Genomic DNA, 23,051 nt, shown 5'->3' with positions numbered 1-23,051 from the left:
TTCCCATGGTTGACCACAAAGAGAAGGGGGCGGCGAACGCTCCCTTCTTCCCAGACCGCATTGTCACCGGGCTTGTTCGCTTTTGCGGGGCGCTTAGCACGGCGCTGATCCTCGTGATTTTTGTCCAGATCGTTGTCGCCGTAATCCGGCGCTATCTTTTCGACAGCCCCCTGCAATGGAGTGATGAGATGATTGGCTATCTGCTTGTTACGCTTATCATGCTGGGCTCTGCTGAAGCGCTGCGGCGGGGGGATCATATCGCAATCGACCTTGTGTCGGCCCAGTTGCGTCCCGGCACGGCGCGCGTGCAGATGGCCGCGGCGAACCTGTCGGTCATGGCATTTGCCATCATTGTAGGCCTGTCCATCTGGGACAGCATCACCTTTGCGCACAGCTTTGGTTCCTACTCGGTCGGCTATATCGAAATTGCGACGTGGATTCCGCAGGTGCCGGTTGTCCTTGGGATGGCACTGTTGTTCCTGACTGCGGCGCTTGGACTCTACCGCATATTTAGGGGGCTGCCACAGTGACCCTTGTGCTTGTATTCGCGGGGCTTATCCTGCTTCTGCTCACCGGGATTCCGATTTTTGCGGCCCTTGGCCTGACCGCCAGTGCCATCATGATGATTGTCGAAGGTGATATTGATGGGCTGGGCGACTCTGTCTTTACCCAACTCGACAAACCAATCCTAAGCACCATCCCGCTTTTCGTTTTCATGGCGCAGGTGATGATCCGGGCCAAGGTGATTGATGACCTCTACACCTTTGCCCACACTGTCATCGGCCATGTGAAAGGTGGCCTTGGCGTCGCCACTGTCCTCGCCTGCACAATCTTCGCCGCGATTTCGGGCTCGTCGGTCGCCACAGCGCTGTCTATCGGATCAAGTGCCATCCCGCAGATGAAACGTTTCGGTTACGCAGAGCGCGATGCATTGGGCGTTGTGGCGGCTGGCGGCACGTTGGGTATTTTGATCCCGCCGTCCGGTCCGATGATCCTTTATGCCATCGTCTCGGAGGCCTCTATCGGCGCGTTGTTTCTGGCCGGGATCGTACCGGGGATGCTCTTGGCGCTGATGTTCTCTGCCTATTGCATGATTCAGGCGCGCGGGCGCGACGGGATCAACACACCGGACTGGGCAGGCTGGACCGCTGCGGTTTCGGCCTTTCGCCGTTCGGTCTGGGCGTTGCTGGCGCCTCCGGTCGTGATGGGCGGAATCTACTTCGGTATCTTCACCGCATCCGAAGCCGCCGCCGCAGGGTCTCTTTACGCGGTGCTGGTCGCCGTGCTGGTGTATCGCAACTTCGGGCTTCGTGATCTTTGGGCCAGTGCCTATGCCACGATGCGAACCTCGATGATGGTTTTCATGATTATCGCCGGGGCTGCTATGTTTGGCCACGCCATTACGTTGGTTCGTCTTCCGGTCGGCGTGACCGAGGCCGTGACAAGCCTCGGGCTTGGGCCAATTGGATTTATTCTGGTGGTGATGTGTCTGATCTTCGTGCTGGGCATGTTCCTTGAGTCCATCGCGATCATCCTGATCACGACACCGATCTTGTTGCCCACAATGATTGTGCTTGGCATTGATCCGATCTGGTACGGCGTCCTGTTGATGATCAACCTTGAACTGGCGATGATCACCCCACCTGTCGGTATGAACCTTTTTGTAATCAAGGGCATCACGAACGCGCCACTGGGAACGATTGTGCGCGGTGCCGCCCCGTTTGTGATGATCATGATTGCCGGTCTGGCGCTGTTGATCGCAATGCCAGAGCTGGCGACATGGTTGCCAACCGCTGCGGGATTTGGTCGGTGATCAGACAGAGCGGTTCAGAAACAGGTTTGCAGGCCGCGTGGGGTAACGAACCAACTCCAGGGTACGGCTAGGACGGTGGCCGTTTGTCGGCATCAAGCGACGCTGTTCAAGCCGACATGCCCGTAATCCGTGTTGGAAGCTGATCATTTTATTTGAGCTTTAGGCATAGTCTCTCGGTGACGTGTTTATGAAAACCAAATCCCAACACTCGTGTGGTTCAGTGGTGCAGGCCCAAGTGCACCAAAGTGAGGAACACGCATGCCCACGGCATCGGAACTGCCAGTTGACACGACCGCCACGGCGGAAGACATGGCGAATGAAATGTTTGGCTCCGGCATCCAAATTGTGTCGGCCAGTTATACAGGCAGTGCCAATGCTTCGGGCACATACACCGGTGGCGACACCCAAGCACCTGGCGTCACCCCGTCCGATACCGGTGTGATCCTGTCTACGGGCAAGGCAACCGATATTACCAACAGCTCTGGCGATGCGAATGTCTCGGCTGGCACAACCACCAATTATGGCATGGCAGGTGATGCCGATCTGGATGCGATATCGGGGCAGACAACCTATGATGCCGCCGTGTTGGAGGCGACCTTTGTTCCAAGCGGCAGTATACTGACCATGCAGGTGGTATTCTCGTCCGAAGAATATCTCGACTATGTGAATTCGGGATTTAATGATGCTGTAGGCATCTGGGTGAACGGGGAGCCTGCGAAGCTTCAGGTCGGAAGCGGGAATATCTCGATTGACGAAATCAACGATATAGCCAACGAAAACCTGTATATCGACAACCCGTCCAATGCCGAGCAATACAACACGGAGATGGACGGGTTTACGGTCACGTTGACGCTCAAGGCACCAGTCAATCCGGGTGAAGAAAACACGATCAAGATCGGAATCGCGGACGGCGGTGACGGTGCCTACGACAGCAATTTGTTTATCGCCGGGGATTCGGTGCAGACGGCGCTGGTTGCAGGTGATGACGACATCGAAGTCCGCGCGGGCGGTAGTGAAAAATTCGATTTGCTTGCCAATGACTTCACTACTACAGGCAGTATTTTGACCATCACGGAAATCAACGGCCAGCCGGTTTCGGTGGGTGATACTGTAACGCTGGCCACCGGCGAACAAATCACGCTAACGGAAACCGGGATGGTGCTTGCGCATTCGGATGATGATCTGGGCACCAATACGTTCACTTACAAGGTCGAGGACGGCGACGGGAACACTGATGTCGGACTTGTAAACCTGACGACCACCGCGCCTTGTTTTACCTTGGGTACGCAGATTGCAACGCCCGAGGGGCCGGTTCCAGTCGAACAATTGCAACCCGGAGATCTTGTGTTGACATTGGATCACGGACCACAACCGCTCAGGTGGATCGGGTCCAGCAGGCTAGAGCGGGCAGACCTGAACGCCAAGCCGCATCTCAAGCCAATCCTCATTGCCGCCGGTTCGCTTGCACCCGGCCTTCCCTGTCAGGATCTGAGCGTGTCGCCGCAACACAGGGTGTTGGTCAGTTCCAAGATTGCGCGCCGCATGTTCGGGTCGGCGGAAGTATTGGTCGCGGCCAAAAAGCTGCTGACCCATCAGGGGATCAGTGTTCTGGAGGATAATCCGGACGGGGTGGATTATTTCCATATCCTGTGTGACGACCATCAGATCGTTTTTTCGAACGGACTGCCAACGGAGAGCCTCTATGTCGGGGCCGAAGCAAAAATAGCTCTACCGCAAGACGCACAAGCCGAGATCATGGCGTTGTTTCCACAGCTGTGGGCCCCCGGCTATGATCTGGCGCCTGCACGCATAGTCATCAAGAAGGCAAAACGGATAGACCAACTTATTGCACGACATGTGAAAAGCGGCAGGTCAATTTTTGAAAATGTACCCTTTGCTGACCCCGAACTGGGGTTAGTGTGGCCCATGAACTGAAGGAAATTAGCCAGATCGCGGAAATGACGGACCAACGCCAGCCAACGGTGCCGTTGCCGAGTTCAGAACGCCAAAGCAAGGAAAGCCAACGACGGCCCGAACTGTCATTAAAAGTTCATTGGACCTGCATTCATATATCCATTAATCGGGAAATATGGAACAAAACTTTGCCTCCCATGCGTTTGCGACGCTTGGCCATTCCGGTCGGCTGGCGGTGTTGCGGTTGCTGATGCGGTTTGCACCGCAAGGCGTGCGTCCGACGGAAGTGGCGCAGGCGCTTGGGTTGAAGCAAAATACGCTGTCGCATTACCTGTCGGATCTGGTGGCGTCGGATCTTGTTCAGGTCGAACGGCACGGGCGGTCGCTTTTCTATTCGGTCAATCTTGAGATGACCGAGGGGCTAATCGGCTACCTTGCGCTTGATGTGGGCCGCGCGCGGCCCGCCTTTCTTTCCCCTTTATTTGCAACCCGAAAGGACAGGTCCATGCAGGACACGAATTTTGATGTGCTTTTTATCTGCTCTGGTAACTCGGCCCGCTCGGTCTTTGCCGAGGCTTTGCTGCGCGATCTTGGGCAGGGCAGGTTTCAGGCCTTTTCCGCCGGAACGCGCCCCAATACAGAGCTGAATCCCTTTGCGCTGGAGGTCCTCAAGCGCAATGGTCACGACGTCTCGGACCTGCGATCCAAGCATGTTTCGGAGTTTCAACAGCCCGATTCCGTGGTGATGGATTTTGTGTTCACTGTCTGTGACACGGCCGCCGCCGAGGAATGTCCGCCGTGGCAGGGCCAGCCGATCACCGGACATTGGGGGCAGCCCGACCCGGTGAAGGCGACAGGCACCGAAGCCGAAAAGGCGCTGGTTTTTGCCCAGACCTATGCAGCGCTGCGCCGGCGGATCATGGCCTTTGTTGAACTGCCGTTCGAAAGCCTGAGCCGCATTTCATTGCAATCGCGCGTTGACGAGATCAGCACCGACGACTTTATTTCCTAGAAAGACTGAATTTATGACACGAATAGCGGTGAACGGCCTTGGTCGGATCGGTAAGCTTGTCTTGCGCGACCTGATTGACAGCGGGGCAGGCGGCGAGGTTGTTTTGCTGAACGATCCAGTGGGGGACGCTGAGCAACACGCGCTTTTGTTGGAGTTTGATTCCGTGCACGGGCGCTGGCGCACACCGGTCGGTTTCGAGAAGGGCGCTTTGGTGCTGGAAGACAAGCCCGTGCGCTTGACCCATGAAAAGACCATCGAGGCGCTGCCGCTGGGTGAACTTGGCGTTGATGTGGTGATCGACTGCACCGGTGTCTTTAAAACCGAGGCAAAGCTTGCGCCCTATTATGCGGCCGGTGTCAAAAAGGTTGTTGTCAGCGCGCCGGTGAAAGACGGCGCAGCGCTGAACCTTGTTTATGGGGTGAACCATCATCTTTATGACGGGTCGCAATCGCTAGTCACGGCGGCGTCGTGTACGACGAACTGTCTGGCGCCGTTGGTGAAGGTGATCCACGAAAATCTGGGGATCAGGCACGGTTCGATCACCACCATCCATGATGTGACCAACACCCAGACCATTGTGGATCGTCCGGCCAAGGACATGCGGCGTGCCCGTTCGGCGCTTATGAACCTGATTCCGACGACCACCGGCAGTGCCACGGCAATCACGCTGATTTACCCCGAGCTTAAGGGGCGCCTGAATGGTCATGCGGTGCGTGTGCCGTTGTTGAATGCCTCGCTGACCGATTGCGTATTCGAGGTTGAGCGCGCGACGACGGTGGACGAGGTCAACACCTTGTTCAAGGCAGCGGCTGACGGCCCGCTGAACGGTATTCTGGGGTTTGAAACGCGGCCGCTGGTGTCGTGCGATTTCACCAATGACCCGCGTTCGGCCATTGTCGATGGGCCGTCCACCATGGTGATCAATGGCACACAGGTAAAGATTTATGCGTGGTACGACAATGAATGGGGATATGCCTGCCGTCTGGCCGACATCGCGCGGATGGTGGTGGGGTCGTTGTGAGCGACACGGTTTCACCGTCCAGTCCGCCGCCGAACCCGTTGCGCGCCTATGCGGCGGTAACCGCGGCCTATTGGGCGTTCATGCTGTCGGATGGCGCGCTGCGGATGCTGGTGCTTTTGCACTTTAACGCGCTGGGATTTTCGCCGGTGCAGCTTGCCTGGCTGTTCCTGCTGTACGAGATTGCGGGGATTGTCACGAATCTGGGTGCCGGATGGCTTGCCGCGCGCTTTGGTCTGGCGGCGACACTTTATGGCGGGTTGGCGTTGCAGATTGGCGCGTTGGTGGCGCTGGCGCAGTTGGACCCTGCGTGGTCGATCGCGGTCTCGGTTATCTTTGTCATGGCGGTTCAGGGGGTGTCGGGGGTGGCCAAGGATTTGGCCAAGATGTCGTCGAAGTCTGCCGTGAAACTGCTGGCTCCCAAGGAAGATGGCGGGCTGTTCCGGTGGGTGGCCTATTTGACGGGGTCAAAGAATGCCGTGAAGGGCGCGGGGTTTTTCCTCGGGGCGGCGCTGCTGGGGCTGGCCGGTTTTCAGGTGGCTGTCTGGGCGATGGCGGTTGTTCTGGCGTTGATCCTTGCTGCGGTGGTGGTGTTTCTCCCGGCTGGTTTGCCCGGTCGGATGAAAGCCGCGAGTGCGTGGGACGGGTGGCGGTCCAAGGATGCGCGGGTGAACCGGTTGTCGCTGGCGCGGATGTTCCTGTTCGGGGCGCGGGATGTGTGGTTTGTGGTTGGTATTCCGGTCTATTTCCACGCGGTTCTTTCTGACGGTACAGCCGAGGGGCGGCGCGAAGCGTTCTTTTTGGTTGGCGGGTTTATGGCGTTGTGGATCATTGCCTATGGCGCAGTTCAGGCCATTGCGCCGCGCCTGTTGGGGGGCAAGAGCCAGACAGAGGCCGAGACAACGCGGAAAGCAATTCTGTGGGCAGGGCTGTTGGTGCCTATCCCGTTTGTGCTGGCGGCTTTGGCGTGGGTCTCTGGCGGCCCCGCGCCGTGGTTGACCGCCACGCTGGTTGTGGGGATTTTGCTGTTCGGCTTTGTTTTTGCTGTCAATTCCTCGGTCCACTCGTACCTGATCCTTGCGTTCGGGGCGGCAGAGCGCATTACCCGTGACGTCGGGTTTTACTATATGGCCAATGCTGCGGGGCGGCTGATTGGCACGCTTCTTTCGGGCCTCAGTTATCAATTTGGGGGGCTGTCGCTGTGTCTTGCGACTGCTGGTCTTATGGCGTTTGCAAGTTGGTTGGCCGTTCGCAGGCTTGCCACGCTGGGTTGATCGATATATCGATAACCGACGATAAACGATATTAAAGACCGGAGCGGGCTGTGACCCCAGAGGATCAAGACGAGTTGGACGTGCGTATTGCCTCGATGGCCAAGGCCCTGGGCCATCCTGCCCGGCTGAAGATATTGCGGTTGCTGGCGCGCACGCCCGGTTGCATTGGCGGTGATATTGTCGAGGCCGTAGGGCTTGCACAATCCACGGTGTCCGAACATCTGCGCATTCTGAAGGCCGCAGGTGTGATCGAGGGGCAGATTGTTCCGCCAAGGGTCTGTTATTCATTGGCCGCAGGCGCATTGACCCCGTTGGCCGTGCTAACCCGCGATCTTGAGATTGCAGGCCGCGAAAGTGGCGGCTGCGTTACACCGATTTCTGACCAAGGATGACCTATGTCACTGTTTGAACGCTATCTTTCGATTTGGGTTGCCGGGTGCATTGTTGCCGGAATCGTGCTGGCGAACCTGCTGCCGGGGCTGTTCGGATTTCTGGCATCACTTGAATATGCCTCGGTCAATCTGGTTGTGGCGGTGCTGATCTGGGCAATGGTCTATCCGATGATGGTTGCCGTAGATCTGGGGGCATTGAAGGGGATCGGCAAGCGCCCCAAGGGGTTGGTGATCACCGTGGTGGTGAACTGGCTGATCAAGCCGTTTACGATGGCTGCCTTGGGCGTGTTGTTCTTTAACCATGTCTTTGGCGGGCTGATCGACCCCGCCGATGCGGGGCAATACATTGCGGGGCTGATCCTGTTGGGGGCCGCGCCCTGTACAGCGATGGTGTTTGTCTGGTCACAGCTGACCAAGGGCGATCCGAATTACACGCTTTTGCAGGTGTCGTTGAACGATGTGATCATGGTCTTTGCCTTTGCGCCCATCGTAGCGCTGTTGTTGGGCGTGACCGATCTGAACGTGCCGTGGGAAACGCTGGTGCTGTCTGTGGTTTTATATGTCGTGCTGCCGCTGGCGGCGGGTCTGATCACCCGCGCGCAGCTTTTGCGTCAGGGGGGTGAGGCCGCCATTGCGCAGTTTACCACGCGGATCAAGCCGGCGTCGGTTTTGGGTCTGCTGCTGACGGTTGTCTTGTTGTTCGGGTTTCAGGGCAATGTGATCTTGGAGAACCCGTTTTTGATCGTGCTCCTGGCCACACCGATCCTGATCCAGTCCTATGGTATCTTTGCCATCGCCTATTTCTGGGCTTGGAGGTGGCGAGTGCCGCATAATGTTGCCGCCCCCTGTGCGCTGATCGGGACGTCGAATTTCTTTGAACTGGCGGTTGCCGTTGCGATTGGCCTGTTTGGTCTGAATTCCGGCGCGGCATTGGTGACAGTCGTTGGTGTGTTGGTTGAGGTGCCGGTGATGCTGTCGCTGGTCTGGTTTGCCAACCGCACGCGCGCAAGATTTCCGGCATAAGTTACGTATGTTTCCAGTCTCTTAGGGGATCTGTTGCGGATCACAGACCCGATAAAATCCGTTAGCGACATGAACAATCAGGATTGATTGACTGCGTCTGGCGTCGGGCATAACGTGCCGAGTCTATCGGAGACCAATATGCCCAAAAACAAGAACCGAAGCTTTGCCGTGATCGGCCTTGGGACGTTTGGCACGACCGTTGCCTCGGAACTGGCCCGTTTCGGGAACCATGTGCTGGGCATCGACACGGTCGAGCGGAACGTCTCGCGTGTGGCCGAAACGCTGACAGAGGCCGTTATTGCGGATGGACGCGACGAGCAAGCGCTGCGCGAGGCGGGTGTGGGCAATTATGACGTGGCCGTTGTCGCCATCGGTGAAGAACTTGAGGCGAACATCTTGTGCACCATGAACGTCAAACTGTTGGGCGTGCCGACGGTATGGGTCAAAGCGATGAGCCGGACCCATCACCGTATCCTGACCAAGCTGGGTGCGGATCGTGTGATCCAGCCCGAACAGGAAATCGGACGGCACATCGCGCAGATGCTGCACAACCCGCTGGTGCGTGATTACGTAAGCCTTGGCAACGGGTTCCATGTCGTTGATTTCCGCGTGCCCGAAAGTCTGAATGAAAAACGTGTGGATGCAGTGGGGCTTACCGATGATTTTGATCTGCGGGCGCTTGGTCTGATGCGGGGCAGCGAGTTTGTCGGTTGCGAATCCGGGGCGACCCAGATGCGCACCGACGATAAGCTGCTGCTGCTTGGTCGCCGGGAAAACCTGCGACGTTTCGCGGACGGGCTTTGACCCTTGAAACGGGTGGCATGGGCCAGAAGGGGCGGGCGCCTGCAAGTGGCGCCGCCTGCGATCCTCGCTTTGCTTTACGCGGTGTTGATTGCGACGGGGGGAATACTTCTCAAGTTGCCGATCGCCACACCCGAGCCGATCACGTGGTCCGATGCGATTTTTACTGCGGCCTCGGCGGTCACGGTGACCGGCCTTGTTGTGATCGACACTGGCAGCCAGTTGACGCTGTTCGGGCAGGGCGTGGTGATGGTGCTGATCCAGTTGGGCGGGCTGGGGCTTATGACGTTTGCTGTTCTGGTCCTGTCGATGCTGGGCCTGCCGGTCAGCATGTCGCAACGGATATTCCTGCGCGAAGACCTTAACCAGACCTCGGTCAGTGATCTTCTGGTGTTGGTGCGTGGTATCCTGAAGGCGGTTCTGGCATGTGAATTGGTGGGCGTTGCGCTTTTATCGGTCGTTTTTGTGCCCCAGTTCGGTTGGGCGATGGGGCTTTGGCAGGCTTTGTTTCACACAGTTTCGGCGTTCAACAACGCGGGCTTTGCGCTGTTTCCGGACAGCCTGTCGCAATGGGTGGGTGATCCGATCGTGAACATCACGGTGCCCGCGCTTTTCATCCTTGGCGGGCTGGGGTTCATCGTCGTGACCGAGCTTTATGCAAAGCGAAATTGGCACGGTTTTTCATTACATACCAAGCTGATGGTGGTGGGTACGCTGGCGCTGATCGCGTGGTCGGTGCTGTCCTTTGCGGCGCTGGAATGGACGAATCCACGCACGCTTGGCGGGCTGGACAACCTTGGCGACAGGCTGTGGGCAAGCTGGTTTCAAGGGGTAACAACGCGCACCGCCGGTTTCAACACGGTCGACATTGGCGGCATCCATGACAGCACTTCGATGATGTTCATGTCACTGATGGTAATTGGCGGCGGCAGCACTTCGACGGCCGGAGGTATCAAGGTGACCACCTTTATCGTGTTGCTGCTGGCCACCATCGCATTTTTTAAACGACGTCAGCAGTTGCATGTGTTTGGTCGCAGCCTTGGTGCGGAGGAGGTGATGAAGGTGCTGGCGTTGGCAATGGTCAGTCTACTGACCGTGTTTGTGGCGATTTTTCTGATCACGACGTCGCATGATGGCGAGTTTCTTGATCTGGCGTTCGAGGTCACGTCGGCATTTGGCACTGTTGGCCTGTCGCGCGGTGCCACCGGAGAACTGGATGGTTTTGGGCGGGCTGTCATTATTGCGGTCATGTTCATCGGGCGGGTTGGCCCGTTGACGCTGGGGTTTTTTCTGGCGACACGATCAAAGCCGCGGGTCGGTTATCCACCCAGCAAGGTATACTTGGGCTGATTGCGCCGAGGGGCTTCTTTTACGCGACTTCCCGCCAGAAGGTCGCGGTCAGCAGGACGTAGACGGTCAGCATTTCAAGCCTGCCGACGTACATGCCAAAGCATAAAAGCAGCTTGGCGCCGTCCGGCAGCGTGGAAAAATTGCCGGCGGGTCCGATTGTTGCGCCGACGCCGGGGCCGACATTGGCAACCGCTGTCAGTGCGCCGCTGATCGACGTTTCAAGGTCCAGATCGTACAGGCCAAGACCGATGGCCAGAACCCCAACCGTTGCAGCGTAGAACACAAAAAATGTTGTCACGCCGCCAACCACGTCGTTATTGACCGGTCTACCCTCGTAACGTGCGAAAATGACCGCAGAGGGCGCGCTTACTTTCCTTGTCTGGGTCCGGATTTTACGTATCGCGATGATCCATCGCATCATCTTGGCACCGCCCGATGTGGAGCCTGTGCATCCGCCGACCGCCGTCAGAGCGAAAAATGCCGCCACTGCGAGTGGCCCCCACATCGTGTAGTCGGTTGTCGCATAGCCGGTTGTCGTAACCACCGAAACGACGTTGAAAGCAACAAGTCTGAGCGTTTCGAACAAAGGCGTGTGCGCCGTCAGAATGCGCCACAGTGTGAGAAGGGCAATCGTTGACGCAAAGAAGATAAGGATGCCCTGAACCTGTTCGCTGCGAAAGTCGCGCCGGTTGAGCACCTTGATATACCACGCAAAAGGCAATGCGCCTGCAGTCATGAAGATTGTTCCCGACCATTGCAGAAATCCACTGTCGAAATGGCCGAAAGAGGCGTCCGACGTCGAGTATCCGCCAGTGGACACCGTTGTGAGGGCATGGGCAATCGCCTCGAAAAAGGTCATGCCGCCCACTGCATAAACGACAGAGCACAGGCCCGTCAGCGAAAGGTAAATCCAGACGGTTGCCCCGGCAAAGCGTGCGGCGCTGGCCATTTCCTTTTCGCCGCGCTCGGAGCTTTCGGTGCGGAAAAGCTGCATTCCGCCCACGCGCAGGATAGGCAGAAATGCGATTCCGGTCACGATAAAGCCCACGCCACCCAGCCATTGCAGGATCGCACGCCAGAGCAGAATACCATGTTCTGTGGTGTCTAGGCCGCTCATCACTGTCGAGCCGGTTGTGGTGATCCCCGACATTGCCTCAAAGAATGCGTCAATCGGCGCGAGTTGCCACAGCCAAAGGGGCATGGCCCCTGCGGTGGCGCCGGTGATCCAGATGCTGCCGGTTAGCAGGAATGTGTGCAGCCTGCGGAAATCCGACATGCGGTGCGACACTGCGAGCGAAGCGAAGGCACCGATCAGACCGACAACAATGGCAGAGATTAAAAACACCTCTCGCGTTGCTGGAAACACTGCGCCGACAACGGCCATGATGCCAGCCATCCCGAGCAGCAGAATGCCATTCGAGAACACGACGAAGTTCAAAGAACACCTTCTATCGGCCAAGCTTTAGCGTTGAGGCATGACGTGATCGGCAAAAGAGAATCAGTCGTTGTTGTGATCGAACGAGACATTGTTCCACAATGGGGGGAAGGTCCAGAAGGCCAGCGGCCTTCGTGATCAAGGTCTGTATTGAGCATAGGCTGCCGCAGGGGCGATGCGTTTTATCGGGCGCCCCATGTGTCCGACAACCGGTAGCCTTCGGGCCAGGGGTCTGAAGGGTCAAGCATATGTTGGTGGATGCCCGTGACCCAGCCACGCCCCGATATTTCGGGCAGGATCGCGGGGCGTCCGCCCACGGTTGTTTCACCCAATATCTGACCCGAGAAGGTCGAGCCAATCAGGGACCGAGTGGTCAATCGGTCGCCCGTTTTCATCACGCCTTGTGCGTGCAGTACCGCCATACGCGCTGAAAGCGCGGTGCCCGTGGGCGAGCGGTCAACCTTGCCGGGCTGGATTGCGACGGCGGCCCCTGCCTCCAGTCCCTGCGGACCTTTTGTCAGCGGTCCGGCAAACAGGCAAAATGAGATGTGTCGCCAGTCGGGATTGTCGGGGTGGTCAAACCCCAGTCGGGCATTGGCGGCATCGGTGATCTTGACGCCCAGTTTGGCGATGTCATGTGCTTCTGTTTCGGTCAGTGAAAAGCCAAGTGCGGCAGCATCAACGATGACGAAACTGTCGCCGCCATAGGCGGTATCGACGCGCAGCGTGCCCAGCCCGTCTATCTCTAGCGGCACATCCAGACGCGCGGCAAACGAGGGCAGGTTCTGAACGAATATCCGTTCTGCCTTGCCGTTTTTGCAGTTCGCCCTGACCCGAACCAGCCCGCCCGGAGCCTCAAGCACAAGATTGGTCTCAGGTTCTGTCATGGGGATAATGCCCGCATCCAGCAGAACCGTGGCGACGCAGATCGAATTGGAGCCGGACATGGGCGGCGTGTCTTCGGGTTCCATGATGATCCACGCGGCCTGTGCCTGCGGGTGCTTTGGCGGCACCAAAAGGTTCACATGGCGAAATACGCCGCCACGTGGTTCGTTCAGGACAAAATTGCGCAAGGTCTGGTTCTGCGCGATCCAGCGGCTTTGCTCCCAGATTGTATCGCCCGGCGGGGGCAGAACGCCGCCCACGATCACGTCGCCCACCTCGCCTTCGGCATGGGCGGAAATGACGTGGATTGTCTTGGTTGATCGCATCAGAGACCCTTTACCAGACGCAGCGCGTCATAGATCGCGGCATGGGTGTTGCGCGCGGCGACGGCATCGCCGATGCGAAACAGCTGATAGTTGCCCTGCGCGTTGCGGTTGACCTGTTGGGGGTGCCCTGCGACCAGATCTTCGTAGTCGACCTCGCCCAAGTTGGACGACCCGTCGCGCAGGTCAAAATACAGATCATCCAACGGCCTTGTTCCGTGGTTGACGATGACCTGATCGACGTGCCGTTCGCGGCTGACACCGCCATAGTCACTGCCGATGGTCGCCACCAGCTTGTTGCCATCGCGGCGCACGGCGTCCAGCTTCCATGTGACGGTGAACGTCACGTCGCGCTTTTGTAATTCGCGCATGGACGGGGTCAGCGACATCGCCATGACCTCGGGGGCAAAGATGCGGTCGCGGGTCATGATTTCTACTTTAGCGCCGGTTGCGGCGATTTTTTCGGCGGCTTGCAGCGCGGGATAATCACCGGCATCGTCGTAGATCAACACGTTTTCCCCGGGCTGAGCATCGCCCGACAGAATATCCCATGCAGACACGACAAGGGCATCGCCCTCGGTCAGCAGTTCTGTATGGGGCAGGCCGCCGGTGGCGATAATGACGACATCGGGGTTATCCGCCAGAACCATGTCTGCATCCGCAAAAGAATTGAAGCGGAAGGTGACCCCCATCTTTTCGCATTCTTCAAAGCGCCATTGGATGATTAGGATCATCTCGGCGCGGCGGTCGGTCTGCGCGGTCAGGCGGATCTGCCCGCCCGGATCATTCGCTGCCTCATGCACGATCACCTCGTGGCCGCGTTCTGCAGCAATGCGGGCGGCTTCCATTCCTGCGGGACCGGCCCCCACAATGACAACACGTCGTTTGTTTTCGGCTTTGGTCGCCACGTGTGGTTGTTCCAACTCGCGCCCAGTGGCCGCGTTGTGTAGGCACAGGGCCATGCCGCCCTGATAGATGCGGTCAAGGCAGTAGTTCGCACCGACGCAGGGGCGAATGCGATCCTCTTCGCCGCGCATGATTTTTGCCACGATATGCGGATCGGCCATGTGCGCGCGGGTCATTCCCACCATGTCCAGTTTGCCACTGGCAACGGCATGGCGTGCGGTGGCGACATCCTGAATTTTGGCGGCGTGAAAGGTTGGGAACTGTGTTGCTGCCCTGATCTCTCCGGCAAAATCCAGATGCGGGGCGGATCGCATGCCTTGTACCGGAATCAGGTCGGTCAGACCTGCGTCGGTGTCGATATGCCCTTTGACCACGTTCAGGAAATCGACCATGCCGCTGTCTTTCAGGCGGCGCGAAATTTCCAGCCCGTCATCTTTGGTCAGTCCGCCGGTCAGTTCCTCGTCGCCGGTATAGCGCACACCGACGATGAAATCGGGGCCGACGCGGTCGCGGATCGCCTTGAGCGTATCAAAGGTGAACCGCAGCCGGTTGTCGAGACTGCCGCCATAGGGGCCGTCAAGATCGTTGGTCAGCGGCGACCAGAACTGATCCATCAGGTGCCCGTAGGCCTGCAATTCGATCCCGTCCAGACCGGCATCGCGCATCCGCTCTGCTGCATCGGCATAGTCTTCGATGATACGCGCGATGTCCCATTCCTCGGCTTTTTTCGGGAACGCCTTGTGCGAGGGCTCACGCTCGTGACTGGGGGATACGACAGGCAGCCAGTCGGCCTTGTCCCAGCGGGTACGGCGACCAAGGTGCGTAAGCTGGATCATCACGGCGCAATCGTGATCGTGACATTCGTCGGTCAGCTGCTTCATCCAGCCGACCACTTCGTCCTTCCATGCCAGAATGTTGTTGAAAACGGGTGGGCTGTCCCGCGCGACAGAGGCCGAGCCGGCTGTCATCGTCAGCGCCACACCTGCCCGCGCCCGTTCGGCGTGATAGGCGCGATAGCGTTCTTTGGGCATCCCGTCTTCGGGATAAGCGGGTTCGTGACTGGTGATCATCAGACGGTTTTTCAGCGTCAGATGTTTGAGTTGGTACGGCTGGAGGAGTGGATCGTTGGACATGGGAATCTCCTTGGCGTTTGAGCGAGTACGTCATAAAATGTTCATACATGTCAAGTTCGAAGTCGTGGGTGAACATTTTGTTTGTCGGGACCGCGCATTGGGGATAGATTGAGCGCATGAAAGATACGCAAACAGACGATCAGACAGCAAAAGGCTGGCGCGGTTCGCGCGAAGTCTGGCTGGACGCGGCCAAGGCAGCCTTTGTGGAAAACGGGGTGGATGCGGTGAAAATCCAGCCTTTGGCCTCGGGGCTAAAGCTGTCGCGCACCAGTTTTTACTGGTTTTTCAAGGATCGCGAGGCGTTGCTTGATGCCTTGTTGGAGGATTGGGAGGCAAAGAATACCGGCGCCTTTGTAGATGCGTGCACGGCCTATGCCGAGACCGTGGCAGAGGCTGTTCTGAATCTTATTGTGGTGTTCCACGATCCCCACCTGTTTGACCCCAAGCTGGATTTTGCCGTGCGCAGTTGGGCGCATCATTCCCAGCTGGTGATGGAGCGGATCAACGCAGCTGATGACAGGCGCTTGGCTGCAATTCGCGCGATGTTCCTGCGTTTTGGTGTTCCCGAGCAAGAGGCCGATGTGCGGGCGCGCACCGTTTATCTGACCCAGATCGGCTATATCGCGATGCAGGTGCAGGAAAGCACGGCGACAAGGATGGCCCGCGTTCCAGAGTATGTAAAAACATTCTGCGGGTCAGCGCCGACAACCAGCGAATGTGCCCGCTTTCACGCCCGTCTGAAGTTTGATCCGCTGGACCAAAACCTAGATCGGAACAGTTTGGCCGAATAATGCGCCACTTGGGATGACGCAAAGTTCATCAGGGGTGGTGCGCTGTGTGACAGTCGATCAAGATAAAAAAGGCGACAGGTTTTACTGTCGCCTTTTCCGTACTTGTGGTGCCCTCAGGTGGTCATGCGTGCCTGTGTCCCAGGTCGGAACAGCACGAAAAGCAGCGTGACGACACCCACGGCGATGGCCGCCCAAAAGGTCGAAATCAGCAACAACCCTGCAAGGGTCAGCGCCACCTTTTCCCACAGCATCAGATCGCGGCGGAACCAGCCGATATAGGCGGCTGACAGCGCAAGGATGCCCATCAGACCGGACAGAAGTGCGGTGATAAATTCGATCCATGTGAAGTTCACGAACAGCAGGCTGGGCGCATAGATGAACATGAATGGCACCAGCGCCTTGCCCATCGACAGGCGAAAGGCGGTTGTGCCTGTTGTCATCGGTTCGGATCGTGCAAGGCCCGCCGCCGCATAGGCCGCCAAGGCCACGGGCGGCGTTACATCTGCCAGTACACCAAAGTAGAACACGAAGAAGTGGGTGGCTACCAAGGGCACGTCGAATTCCATCAATGCCGGTGCTGCGATCGAGGCAAGGATGATGTAAGTGGGCGTGGTCGGGATACCCGCGCCCATGATAATGCAGGCGATGGCCACAAATATCAGGCCAAAGAACAGTGCCATGCCGTTTTCAGACAGCAGGCCGGTGAAATCCAGACCGATGATCAGCCCCGCCACATCGTGCGCCAGTTGCACCACCGCACCCGAGAATTTGAACCCCAGACCGGTCAGCGTGGTCATGCCCAACAAGAAACCGACGCAGGCACAGGCCGCACCGATGGCCAACGCGAATTTGGCACCATCCTCGAAGCCACGGACCAGACGGGGGGGTGTCAGAACGGTTGATGTATCCATGCTGGTGTTGCCCAGCATCCGCATCACCAGCGGCACATAGCTGAAGGCAATGGTCAGAATGATGCCCCAGAAAGCGGCCAAAAACGGCGTGTATTGCATCAGCAACATCGCCACCATCACGCCCAGCGGGATGAACAGGTGCCAAGATTTTTTCAGCACTGCGCCAAACTGCGGAATCTTGTCTTTGGACAGTCCTTCGAGGCCCAGTTTCTTGGCTTCGAGGTGAACCATCAGCAGGATCGCGATGTAGTGGAAACATGCGGGCACGATGGCGATCAGGATCAGCTCGTTATAGGGGATGCCCAGCATTTCGGTCATCACAAAGGCCGATGCGCCCATGATGGGCGGGGTGACTTGTCCACCGCAGGAGGCCGAAGCCTCGACGGCACCCGCAAACCGCCCCGAGAAACCTGACTTTTTCATCAAAGGGATCGTGAAAGCCCCCGTCGTTACCGTGTTGGCAATGGGCGAGCCCGAAATCATGCCGAAAAAGCCCGACGAGACAACGGACACCTTGGCAGACCCGCCCGAGGCGCGGCCGGCGATGATGGTTGCAAGGTCGATGAACAGCTGACCCAGACCGCTCATCTGGGCGAGGATACCGAACAGAACGAAGTGGAAGACATAGGTGGCGACCACGCCGACGGCGACGCCATAAATGCCTTCGGTGCCGATGAACAGATGGTTGACGATGCGGGTGATCGAATAGCCCCGATGCGCAAGAATACCCGGCAGGTAGGGGCCAAGCAGCGCATAAAGAAGGCAGCCAATGCCGATCCATGCCAGCATTGGACCCATTGTGCGGCGGGTCGCTTCTAGCGTCATGATGATGGCGACGACGCCCATCATATAAACCGGATCAGGAGGGCTGCCGACGTTGTCGATGAAGATGTGTTTGAAAAAGAATGTCAGATAGGCGGAGAACCCTGCGCCAAAGGCCGCAAAGACCCAATCGCGCACAGCGATCTTGCCGGGATCTGCGTTTTTCAGATTGACCGGCAGCGTCAGGACAACCAGCGCCAGCACAATGCCGACAAACACTATCTTGGTCGCGCTTGGGGGCAGCGATACGGCGATGTCATAAAGAATATAAAGGTAGAAGCTGGTGAAGATTATGGATTCGATCCAGTTTTTCGGCGTTGCGACCGCGCGTTTGCGCGGGAACACCAGAAAGATCAGGCCCATTACGAAACTCAGGTGGATCGTGCGGTGCATCACCTCGTTCAGCAGGCCAAAGCCCGCCGTATAGACGTGGAACAGCGACAGGGCGACCGACGCAACCGTGACCAGCATCGCGGTGGGACCGACCAGCTTGCGGAAGTTCGATTCTGAATCGTACTCGCGGACCAGCGCTTCGACTTCGTCGGCAGAAAGCTGGTGGTCGCCATCAACGGCTGTGTGGCCCCGGTTGTCTTTCGGGTTCGTCTCGTGGGTCATTTCAGTGTCTCCTCGTCGCACGGGGCAAGGGTAATGGCGGAATGGCCCAGATCGGCCAAAGGAAGGTCGGTTCCGGCAATGTGCAGCGTGTTCTTGAATTCCGCCTGAATGCGAAGCGGTATCGGGCCGGTCAGACGGTGCATGTCCAGAATGAACTGGCCGTTCTCGTGACGCCAGCCCGTTGCGTCCATATCATTAGCAATCGAGGGCAAGCCAGCGCCATGTGCCAGAAAAATCTCGGCGGTTTGTACGATTTGACCGTTTTCGACGCGGTAAAGATCGCGGACGGGTGTGTGTGACACCGAGTGGATAAAACTGAGTTCAAAGGTTGCTGTGTGTCCCAGTGGCAGTCGCGCGATGTTTGCGCCGGTGCCACGGGTTTCGGTCAGGCACAACCAGACGCCCCCTGTGCCAGCATGTGCCGGAAGGGGGGTGATTGCCAGAAAGGGGATGGCGGCCAAAACCGCCACCCCCACGCTGCGCAGGGTTCTGCGCTGACGCATTACTCCGAGATGCCCTTTTCGGCGTAGTATTTTGCCGCGCCGGGGTGGACCGGAATCGACACGCTTTCCAACGCCTTGTCGATCGAGATCTGTTTGCCCATCGGGTGAACCTGACCCAACGTCTCTGTGTTTTCATAGAGCGCTTTGGTTACAGAATAGATCAGATCTTCGGAGACATCGGCGTGGGTTGCCCAGATGGCGCGAACGGCCAGTGTTTCCACGTCGGCGTCAACGCCCTTGTATGCGCCAGCCGTAATCACGGAATTGGCGTAATAGGGCTGGGTTTCTTGAAGCTTGGCGATCGCCGGACCGTTCAGCGGAACGATGCGGATTTCGTGGCCGTTGGCCAGGTCGGTAACGGACGATGTCGGCAGGCCAGCGGTGATCAGGGATGCGTCAAGGTTGCCGTCTTTGATCTTGTCCACGGACTGCGAGAAGGACGAGTAGTCTTCCGAGACGTCTTCGCGTGCGATGCCGTGTGCTTCGAGCAGATCGCCCAGCAACTGCCACTGGCCTGAACCCGGGGAACCGGAGGAGATGGATTTGCCCTTGAGGTCTTCGAATTTTTCGATGCCGCTGTCGGCGCGGACGACAAGTTGCACGGTTTCGGGATAGAGCGCACCAACGGCGCGCAGGTTCTCCAGTGGTGCACCTTCGAACTGGCCGACACCACGCACCGCTGCGTCCAGAATGTCGGCGGCGACAAAGGCGGATTCAATTTCGCCACGGCCCAGAAGCTGGGCGTTGGCAACCGATGCGTTGCCGGTCTCGGCGGTGGCCGAAATTTTGGTGTCGGGCATTTCGGCGGTGTTCGAGATCAGCTGCGCCAACATGCCGCCCAGCGGATAGTAGGTGCCGCCGGTGCCGCCGGTAGCGATGCCGAAAAAGGTGCGGCCCTGCGCGAAAGCGGGCGTGACCAGTGTGGCCAGCGTGGCCGCAGCGGTGGTTCCAAGGAAATGGCGACGTGAAATGGTCATGCGAGACCCTCCGTGATCTGTTGCTATACCCCCGCGCCGCGCAGCCCGTCGGGCCCGCCGGATACGGGGTGTAGGTGCAAACCAACTTGACGAATGGTTTTTGCATGTCAATAAAGATTTTCAAATATGAAAGGTTTGATGGTGTCAAAATCTACTGAAATGCCTCTGTTCGACCAGATTTGCGGCGACGGCCCTCTTATTCTGAATGTGCCGCATGCGGGAACGGATCTGCCTGATTTCCTGCGTGATGCCCTGCACCCTGACGCGCTGGACCTGCGTGACACCGATTGGCACATGGACCGGATTGCCCGTGATGTACTGCCAAAGGGCGCCAGCCTGATGGCCGCACGGGTGTCGCGTTATGTGGTTGATCTGAACCGGCCCGGCGACGATATTCCGCTGTATGCAGGCGCGACGACGGGGCTGATTTCGACGATAGATTTTGATGGAACGCCGCTCTACCGTGACGGGATGGAGCCGGACGCAGAGGCCCGCGCGGCACGGGTTGTTGCGTTCTGGGAGCCTTATCACGCCGCCTTGGCCGCCGAGATCAACCGCATTCGCGCAGCACATGGCTATTGTCTGTTGCTGGACGTGCATTCGATTCGCAGTCATGTGCCCCGATTGTTTGATGGACGGTTGCCGGACCTGAACCTGGGGACCAATTCAGGGGCGGCCTGCGCGGCAAAGCTGTCGGACGCGGCTTTTGCTGCGTTGCAGGACAGCGGGTTTAGTGCTGTGCGCGACGGGCGTTTCAAAGGCGGGCATATTACGCGGCACTACGGCGATCCCGAATATGGCGTGCATGCGCTGCAAATCGAGATCGCGCAGGAGTGTTACATGATTGAAAAAAGTCCCTGGACCTATGTGCCCGAGAAAGCGGACCGCTTGAAAGTGGCGCTGGCGCGTCTGGTCGGGGCGATGACAGATTTCCACCCTGAGGGGCCGCAGACATGACACAGATGAACGGTGCGCATTTTCGACTGGCGCTGACGCAGGACGGCTGGCGGCGCAATCTGTCGGCGCAGTTCGCGCCCGATGGTACGATTTCGGCCCTGCGCGAGGATGACAACCCGGACGGGTTGCCGGTGTTCGAGGCTCCCGTGGTGCCGGGGATTACGGACCTGCACAGCCATGCGTTTCAATATGCGATGGCGGGCTTGTCCGAGGTACGGCGCAATCCGGTCGACAGCTTCTGGTCGTGGCGCGACATCATGTATTTCTTTGCCCTAACCCTGTCCCCCGAGGACGTGCAGGCGATTGCCGCACGGCTGTACCTGTCGCTGTTGAAGGGGGGATATACCGGGATCGTCGAGTTCCACTATCTGCACAACGATCTGGACGGCACGCCCTATGCGCGGCCCGAAGAATTGTCGCTGGCGATTTTCGAGGCGGCGCGGGTGACGGGGCTGGAGTTGACGCATTTGCCGGTGTTCTATGCCCATTCAAACTTTGGCGGGCTGGCGCCCACCGATGGGCAGCGGCGGTTTATTCAGGACATCGACGGCTATGCCGTGATGCTGGAGGCGTTGAAGGGTCCGGCGGCGCAGGCGGGGCATGTTCTGGGCATCGCACCGCATTCGCTGCGGGCGGTGACACCTGACGAGATGGCGCAGTTGATGGCGTTGCGCGAGGGTCTGTTGCCACAGTGTCCTGTGCACATCCATGTGGCGGAACAGGTGAAAGAGGTCGAAGACGCGCTGGCCCACAACGGGCGGCGTCCGGTTGAACAGTTGTTTGATATGGCGCCGGTCGATGCTGCGTGGTGCTTGATCCATGCGACCCATCTGAACGATGACGAGGTGCGGAAGATTGCGCGTTCAGGCGCGACGGTGGGTCTGTGTCCGATGACCGAGGCCAATCTGGGCGACGGGATTTTCCGCGCGACGGATTATCTGGCCGAAGGCGGGGTGTTCGGGATCGGGTCGGATTCGAACATTGCCACCTTTGCCGCGCAGGAATTGCAGCAGTTGGAATACAGCCAGCGTTTGCGTGACCGGCAGCGCAATGTGCTGGCCAGCGGCGGCCAGCCGCATGTGGCAGCCAACCTTTGGACCCGTGCCGCGCAGGGTGGCGCGCGTGCTGCGGGTCGTCCCGAGCAGGGGATTGCTGTGGGTGGCATGGCCAGTTTTGTCACGCTGACCAGCCCCGAACCTGCGGCGACAGGACCGGTTGCCGACGAGGCGGTGTTGGACTTTCATATGTTCGCGGGGCGCGGGTTTCATGCGGGCGATGTGGTTGTGCGTGGCCGTCATGTGATTGTGGGCGGGCATCATCCGCAACAGGACGATATTCTTGCAGACTATGCGGCCGCGATGGGCCGCGTGTCGCAACGGCTGGCCGAGCGCAACAGCGATGGCCGTATGGGAGGCTGAGGGCGCCGGATATGGCCAAAGATCCCACCTATCGTTCGAATTCGCTGCTGCGCGGGTTGAGCATTTTGCAATGCTTTGACGACCGCCATCCTGAAATGACCCTGAGCGGGATTGCCGAGGCAATCGAAGTTACCAGTTCGGCCGCCTACCGGTTTGTGGTGATGTTGGAGCGCGAGGGGTATTTGACGCGCAAGGACAACCGTTACCGTTTGGCACCAAGGGTGATGGATCTAGGATACCGCTATCTGTCGTCGCTGGATGTTTATGACATTGCGCGGCTGCCTGCCGATGAATTGCGTAACGAAACCGGATTTACCGTACATGTGTCGGTGCTGGAAGGGTGCGAGATCGTTTATGTCTACCGCGCGCTTTCGGACCGCGCGATGGTGTCGAACGTGCCGGTGGGAACGCGGTTGCCTGCCTATTCGACAACGATGGGACGGCTGCTGCTAAGCGATCTGTCCGAGGAAGAGCTGGACCGGCGGTTTGAAGGTTTTGTCTTTGCGCCGATCAGCCCTAACGCGCCTGCGTCGCTGGCAGAACTGAAGCCGTTGTTGGTCAGGGACCGCAAGCGCGGCTATGTGGCGAACGGTTCGCATCTGGCGACGGGCACGGTGTCGATCGCCGCCCCGCTGGTGTCGCGGCACGGGCGTTATCTGGCGGCGATGAACCTGTCGGGGCACGAGTCGCAGTTGCAGATCGACAAGGTGCTGGTCAAACGTGTGCAGGACGTGGCCGCAGGTATATCGAAAATGTTGTAACGCAGGCGCTGGTCCAA

The 23,051-nt window shown here is 58.5% G+C and carries 20 protein-coding genes; 14 read left to right on the top strand and 6 right to left on the bottom strand.

All coding sequences use genetic code 11. The features are described 5' to 3' along the window. Window positions 1-5 precede the first annotated feature (5 nt). The 10 genes from SULPSESMR1_RS20085 to SULPSESMR1_RS20040 all read left to right on the top strand — a co-directional run bounded on the left by SULPSESMR1_RS20085 (window position 6) and on the right by SULPSESMR1_RS20040 (window position 10,597). Window positions 6-530 carry a TRAP transporter small permease gene (locus SULPSESMR1_RS20085; RefSeq protein WP_089422847.1) on the top strand — a complete coding sequence of 175 codons (525 nt, stop codon included), beginning with the start codon at window positions 6-8 and terminating at the stop codon, window positions 528-530. Next, window positions 527-1,813 (top strand): TRAP transporter large permease, encoded by a 1,287-nt coding sequence (locus SULPSESMR1_RS20080; RefSeq protein ID WP_089422846.1) that lies wholly within the window; start codon window positions 527-529, stop codon window positions 1,811-1,813. Before SULPSESMR1_RS20085 ends, SULPSESMR1_RS20080 begins: the two co-directional genes overlap by 4 nt. Window positions 1,814-2,071: 258 nt before the next feature. Beyond that, window positions 2,072-3,748 (top strand): Hint domain-containing protein, encoded by a 1,677-nt coding sequence (locus SULPSESMR1_RS20075; RefSeq protein ID WP_089422845.1) that lies wholly within the window; start codon window positions 2,072-2,074, stop codon window positions 3,746-3,748. Between the two features lie 154 nt (window positions 3,749-3,902). Beyond that, window positions 3,903-4,739, top strand: coding sequence for a helix-turn-helix domain-containing protein (locus SULPSESMR1_RS20070; RefSeq protein ID WP_089422844.1), 837 nt, complete (start codon window positions 3,903-3,905; stop codon window positions 4,737-4,739). Between the two features lie 13 nt (window positions 4,740-4,752). Then, the gene (locus SULPSESMR1_RS20065) at window positions 4,753-5,760 is read left to right on the top strand and encodes an ArsJ-associated glyceraldehyde-3-phosphate dehydrogenase (protein ID WP_089422843.1); all 1,008 of its coding nucleotides are present in this window, start codon (window positions 4,753-4,755) and stop codon (window positions 5,758-5,760) included. A gap of 80 nt (window positions 5,761-5,840) precedes the next feature. Further along, a complete protein-coding gene (gene arsJ / locus SULPSESMR1_RS20060; protein WP_240311368.1) occupies window positions 5,841-7,031 on the top strand; it encodes an organoarsenical effux MFS transporter ArsJ in 1,191 nt (396 codons plus the stop codon). A gap of 50 nt (window positions 7,032-7,081) precedes the next feature. Beyond that, window positions 7,082-7,423 (top strand): ArsR/SmtB family transcription factor, encoded by a 342-nt coding sequence (locus SULPSESMR1_RS20055; RefSeq protein ID WP_240311353.1) that lies wholly within the window; start codon window positions 7,082-7,084, stop codon window positions 7,421-7,423. Window positions 7,424-7,426: 3 nt separating this feature from the next. Further along, window positions 7,427-8,446, top strand: coding sequence for an ACR3 family arsenite efflux transporter (gene arsB / locus SULPSESMR1_RS20050; protein ID WP_089422841.1), 1,020 nt, complete (start codon window positions 7,427-7,429; stop codon window positions 8,444-8,446). 138 nt (window positions 8,447-8,584) lie between these two features. Continuing rightward, complete coding sequence (locus SULPSESMR1_RS20045) at window positions 8,585-9,250, top strand: potassium channel family protein (RefSeq protein WP_089422840.1); 666 nt, start codon at window positions 8,585-8,587, stop codon at window positions 9,248-9,250. 3 nt (window positions 9,251-9,253) lie between these two features. After that, entirely contained in the window at window positions 9,254-10,597 is a 1,344-nt protein-coding gene (locus SULPSESMR1_RS20040; protein WP_240311352.1) for a TrkH family potassium uptake protein, read from the top strand. A 19-nt stretch (window positions 10,598-10,616) separates the two neighbouring features. Here the strand turns inward: SULPSESMR1_RS20040 and SULPSESMR1_RS20035 are convergent, their stop codons facing one another. The 3 genes from SULPSESMR1_RS20035 to SULPSESMR1_RS20025 all read right to left on the bottom strand — a co-directional run bounded on the left by SULPSESMR1_RS20035 (window position 10,617) and on the right by SULPSESMR1_RS20025 (window position 15,279). Then, window positions 10,617-12,035 (bottom strand): TrkH family potassium uptake protein, encoded by a 1,419-nt coding sequence (locus tag SULPSESMR1_RS20035; RefSeq protein ID WP_089422839.1) that lies wholly within the window; start codon window positions 12,033-12,035, stop codon window positions 10,617-10,619. A 179-nt stretch (window positions 12,036-12,214) separates the two neighbouring features. Next, a complete protein-coding gene (locus SULPSESMR1_RS20030) occupies window positions 12,215-13,243 on the bottom strand; it encodes a trans-3-hydroxy-L-proline dehydratase (protein WP_089422838.1) in 1,029 nt (342 codons plus the stop codon). Continuing rightward, on the bottom strand, window positions 13,243-15,279 hold the full coding sequence (locus tag SULPSESMR1_RS20025) for an NADH:flavin oxidoreductase (RefSeq protein ID WP_089422837.1): 2,037 nt from the start codon (window positions 15,277-15,279) through the stop codon (window positions 13,243-13,245). Before SULPSESMR1_RS20025 ends, SULPSESMR1_RS20030 begins: the two co-directional genes overlap by 1 nt. 116 nt (window positions 15,280-15,395) lie before the next feature. On the opposite strand from SULPSESMR1_RS20025, the gene SULPSESMR1_RS20020 reads away from it, so the two are divergent. Further along, entirely contained in the window at window positions 15,396-16,070 is a 675-nt protein-coding gene (locus tag SULPSESMR1_RS20020) for a TetR/AcrR family transcriptional regulator (RefSeq protein ID WP_089422836.1), read from the top strand. Window positions 16,071-16,183: 113 nt separating this feature from the next. On the opposite strand, the gene SULPSESMR1_RS20015 is transcribed toward SULPSESMR1_RS20020, so the two are convergent. Genes SULPSESMR1_RS20015 through SULPSESMR1_RS20005 form a run of 3 tightly spaced genes read right to left on the bottom strand, consistent with a single transcriptional unit; the run spans window position 16,184 to window position 19,898 of the window. Next, window positions 16,184-18,418 carry a TRAP transporter permease gene (locus tag SULPSESMR1_RS20015; protein ID WP_089422835.1) on the bottom strand — a complete coding sequence of 745 codons (2,235 nt, stop codon included), beginning with the start codon at window positions 18,416-18,418 and terminating at the stop codon, window positions 16,184-16,186. Next, window positions 18,415-18,921, bottom strand: coding sequence for a DUF1850 domain-containing protein (locus tag SULPSESMR1_RS20010; protein WP_089422834.1), 507 nt, complete (start codon window positions 18,919-18,921; stop codon window positions 18,415-18,417). Before SULPSESMR1_RS20010 ends, SULPSESMR1_RS20015 begins: the two co-directional genes overlap by 4 nt. After that, on the bottom strand, window positions 18,921-19,898 hold the full coding sequence (locus SULPSESMR1_RS20005) for a TAXI family TRAP transporter solute-binding subunit (protein ID WP_089422833.1): 978 nt from the start codon (window positions 19,896-19,898) through the stop codon (window positions 18,921-18,923). Before SULPSESMR1_RS20005 ends, SULPSESMR1_RS20010 begins: the two co-directional genes overlap by 1 nt. Window positions 19,899-20,057: 159 nt before the next feature. On the opposite strand from SULPSESMR1_RS20005, the gene hutG reads away from it, so the two are divergent. The 3 genes from hutG to SULPSESMR1_RS19990 are packed head-to-tail and all read left to right on the top strand — an operon-like array spanning window position 20,058 to window position 23,034. Next, entirely contained in the window at window positions 20,058-20,855 is a 798-nt protein-coding gene (hutG, locus tag SULPSESMR1_RS20000) for an N-formylglutamate deformylase (RefSeq protein ID WP_250161488.1), read from the top strand. Next, window positions 20,852-22,273, top strand: coding sequence for a formimidoylglutamate deiminase (locus tag SULPSESMR1_RS19995; protein ID WP_089422831.1), 1,422 nt, complete (start codon window positions 20,852-20,854; stop codon window positions 22,271-22,273). The genes hutG and SULPSESMR1_RS19995 overlap by 4 nt, the downstream gene beginning before the upstream one ends. Before the next feature lie 11 nt (window positions 22,274-22,284). After that, a complete protein-coding gene (locus SULPSESMR1_RS19990) occupies window positions 22,285-23,034 on the top strand; it encodes an IclR family transcriptional regulator (RefSeq protein WP_089422830.1) in 750 nt (249 codons plus the stop codon). Window positions 23,035-23,051 lie beyond the last annotated feature (17 nt).

Source organism: Pseudosulfitobacter pseudonitzschiae (assembly GCF_002222635.1).
Taxonomy (GTDB): Bacteria; Pseudomonadota; Alphaproteobacteria; order Rhodobacterales; family Rhodobacteraceae; genus Pseudosulfitobacter; species Pseudosulfitobacter pseudonitzschiae_A.
Note: the sequence above shows the minus strand (reverse complement) of the source record. Positions and strands in the feature narration are given on the sequence as shown.

Coding starts and splice junctions, on each gene's coding strand:
- SULPSESMR1_RS20030 (WP_089422838.1), bottom strand. CDS start 13,243: ATGCGATCAACCAAGACAATCCACGTCATTTCCGCCCATGCCGAAGGC.
- SULPSESMR1_RS20085 (WP_089422847.1), top strand. CDS start 6: ATGGTTGACCACAAAGAGAAGGGGGCGGCGAACGCTCCCTTCTTCCCA.
- SULPSESMR1_RS20025 (WP_089422837.1), bottom strand. CDS start 15,279: ATGTCCAACGATCCACTCCTCCAGCCGTACCAACTCAAACATCTGACG.
- SULPSESMR1_RS19995 (WP_089422831.1), top strand. CDS start 20,852: ATGACACAGATGAACGGTGCGCATTTTCGACTGGCGCTGACGCAGGAC.
- SULPSESMR1_RS20005 (WP_089422833.1), bottom strand. CDS start 19,898: ATGACCATTTCACGTCGCCATTTCCTTGGAACCACCGCTGCGGCCACG.
- arsJ (WP_240311368.1), top strand. CDS start 5,841: ATGCTGTCGGATGGCGCGCTGCGGATGCTGGTGCTTTTGCACTTTAAC.
- SULPSESMR1_RS20070 (WP_089422844.1), top strand. CDS start 3,903: ATGGAACAAAACTTTGCCTCCCATGCGTTTGCGACGCTTGGCCATTCC.
- SULPSESMR1_RS20045 (WP_089422840.1), top strand. CDS start 8,585: ATGCCCAAAAACAAGAACCGAAGCTTTGCCGTGATCGGCCTTGGGACG.
- SULPSESMR1_RS19990 (WP_089422830.1), top strand. CDS start 22,285: ATGGCCAAAGATCCCACCTATCGTTCGAATTCGCTGCTGCGCGGGTTG.
- hutG (WP_250161488.1), top strand. CDS start 20,058: ATGCCTCTGTTCGACCAGATTTGCGGCGACGGCCCTCTTATTCTGAAT.
- SULPSESMR1_RS20020 (WP_089422836.1), top strand. CDS start 15,396: ATGAAAGATACGCAAACAGACGATCAGACAGCAAAAGGCTGGCGCGGT.
- SULPSESMR1_RS20015 (WP_089422835.1), bottom strand. CDS start 18,418: ATGACCCACGAGACGAACCCGAAAGACAACCGGGGCCACACAGCCGTT.
- SULPSESMR1_RS20065 (WP_089422843.1), top strand. CDS start 4,753: ATGACACGAATAGCGGTGAACGGCCTTGGTCGGATCGGTAAGCTTGTC.
- SULPSESMR1_RS20075 (WP_089422845.1), top strand. CDS start 2,072: ATGCCCACGGCATCGGAACTGCCAGTTGACACGACCGCCACGGCGGAA.
- SULPSESMR1_RS20010 (WP_089422834.1), bottom strand. CDS start 18,921: ATGCGTCAGCGCAGAACCCTGCGCAGCGTGGGGGTGGCGGTTTTGGCC.
- arsB (WP_089422841.1), top strand. CDS start 7,427: ATGTCACTGTTTGAACGCTATCTTTCGATTTGGGTTGCCGGGTGCATT.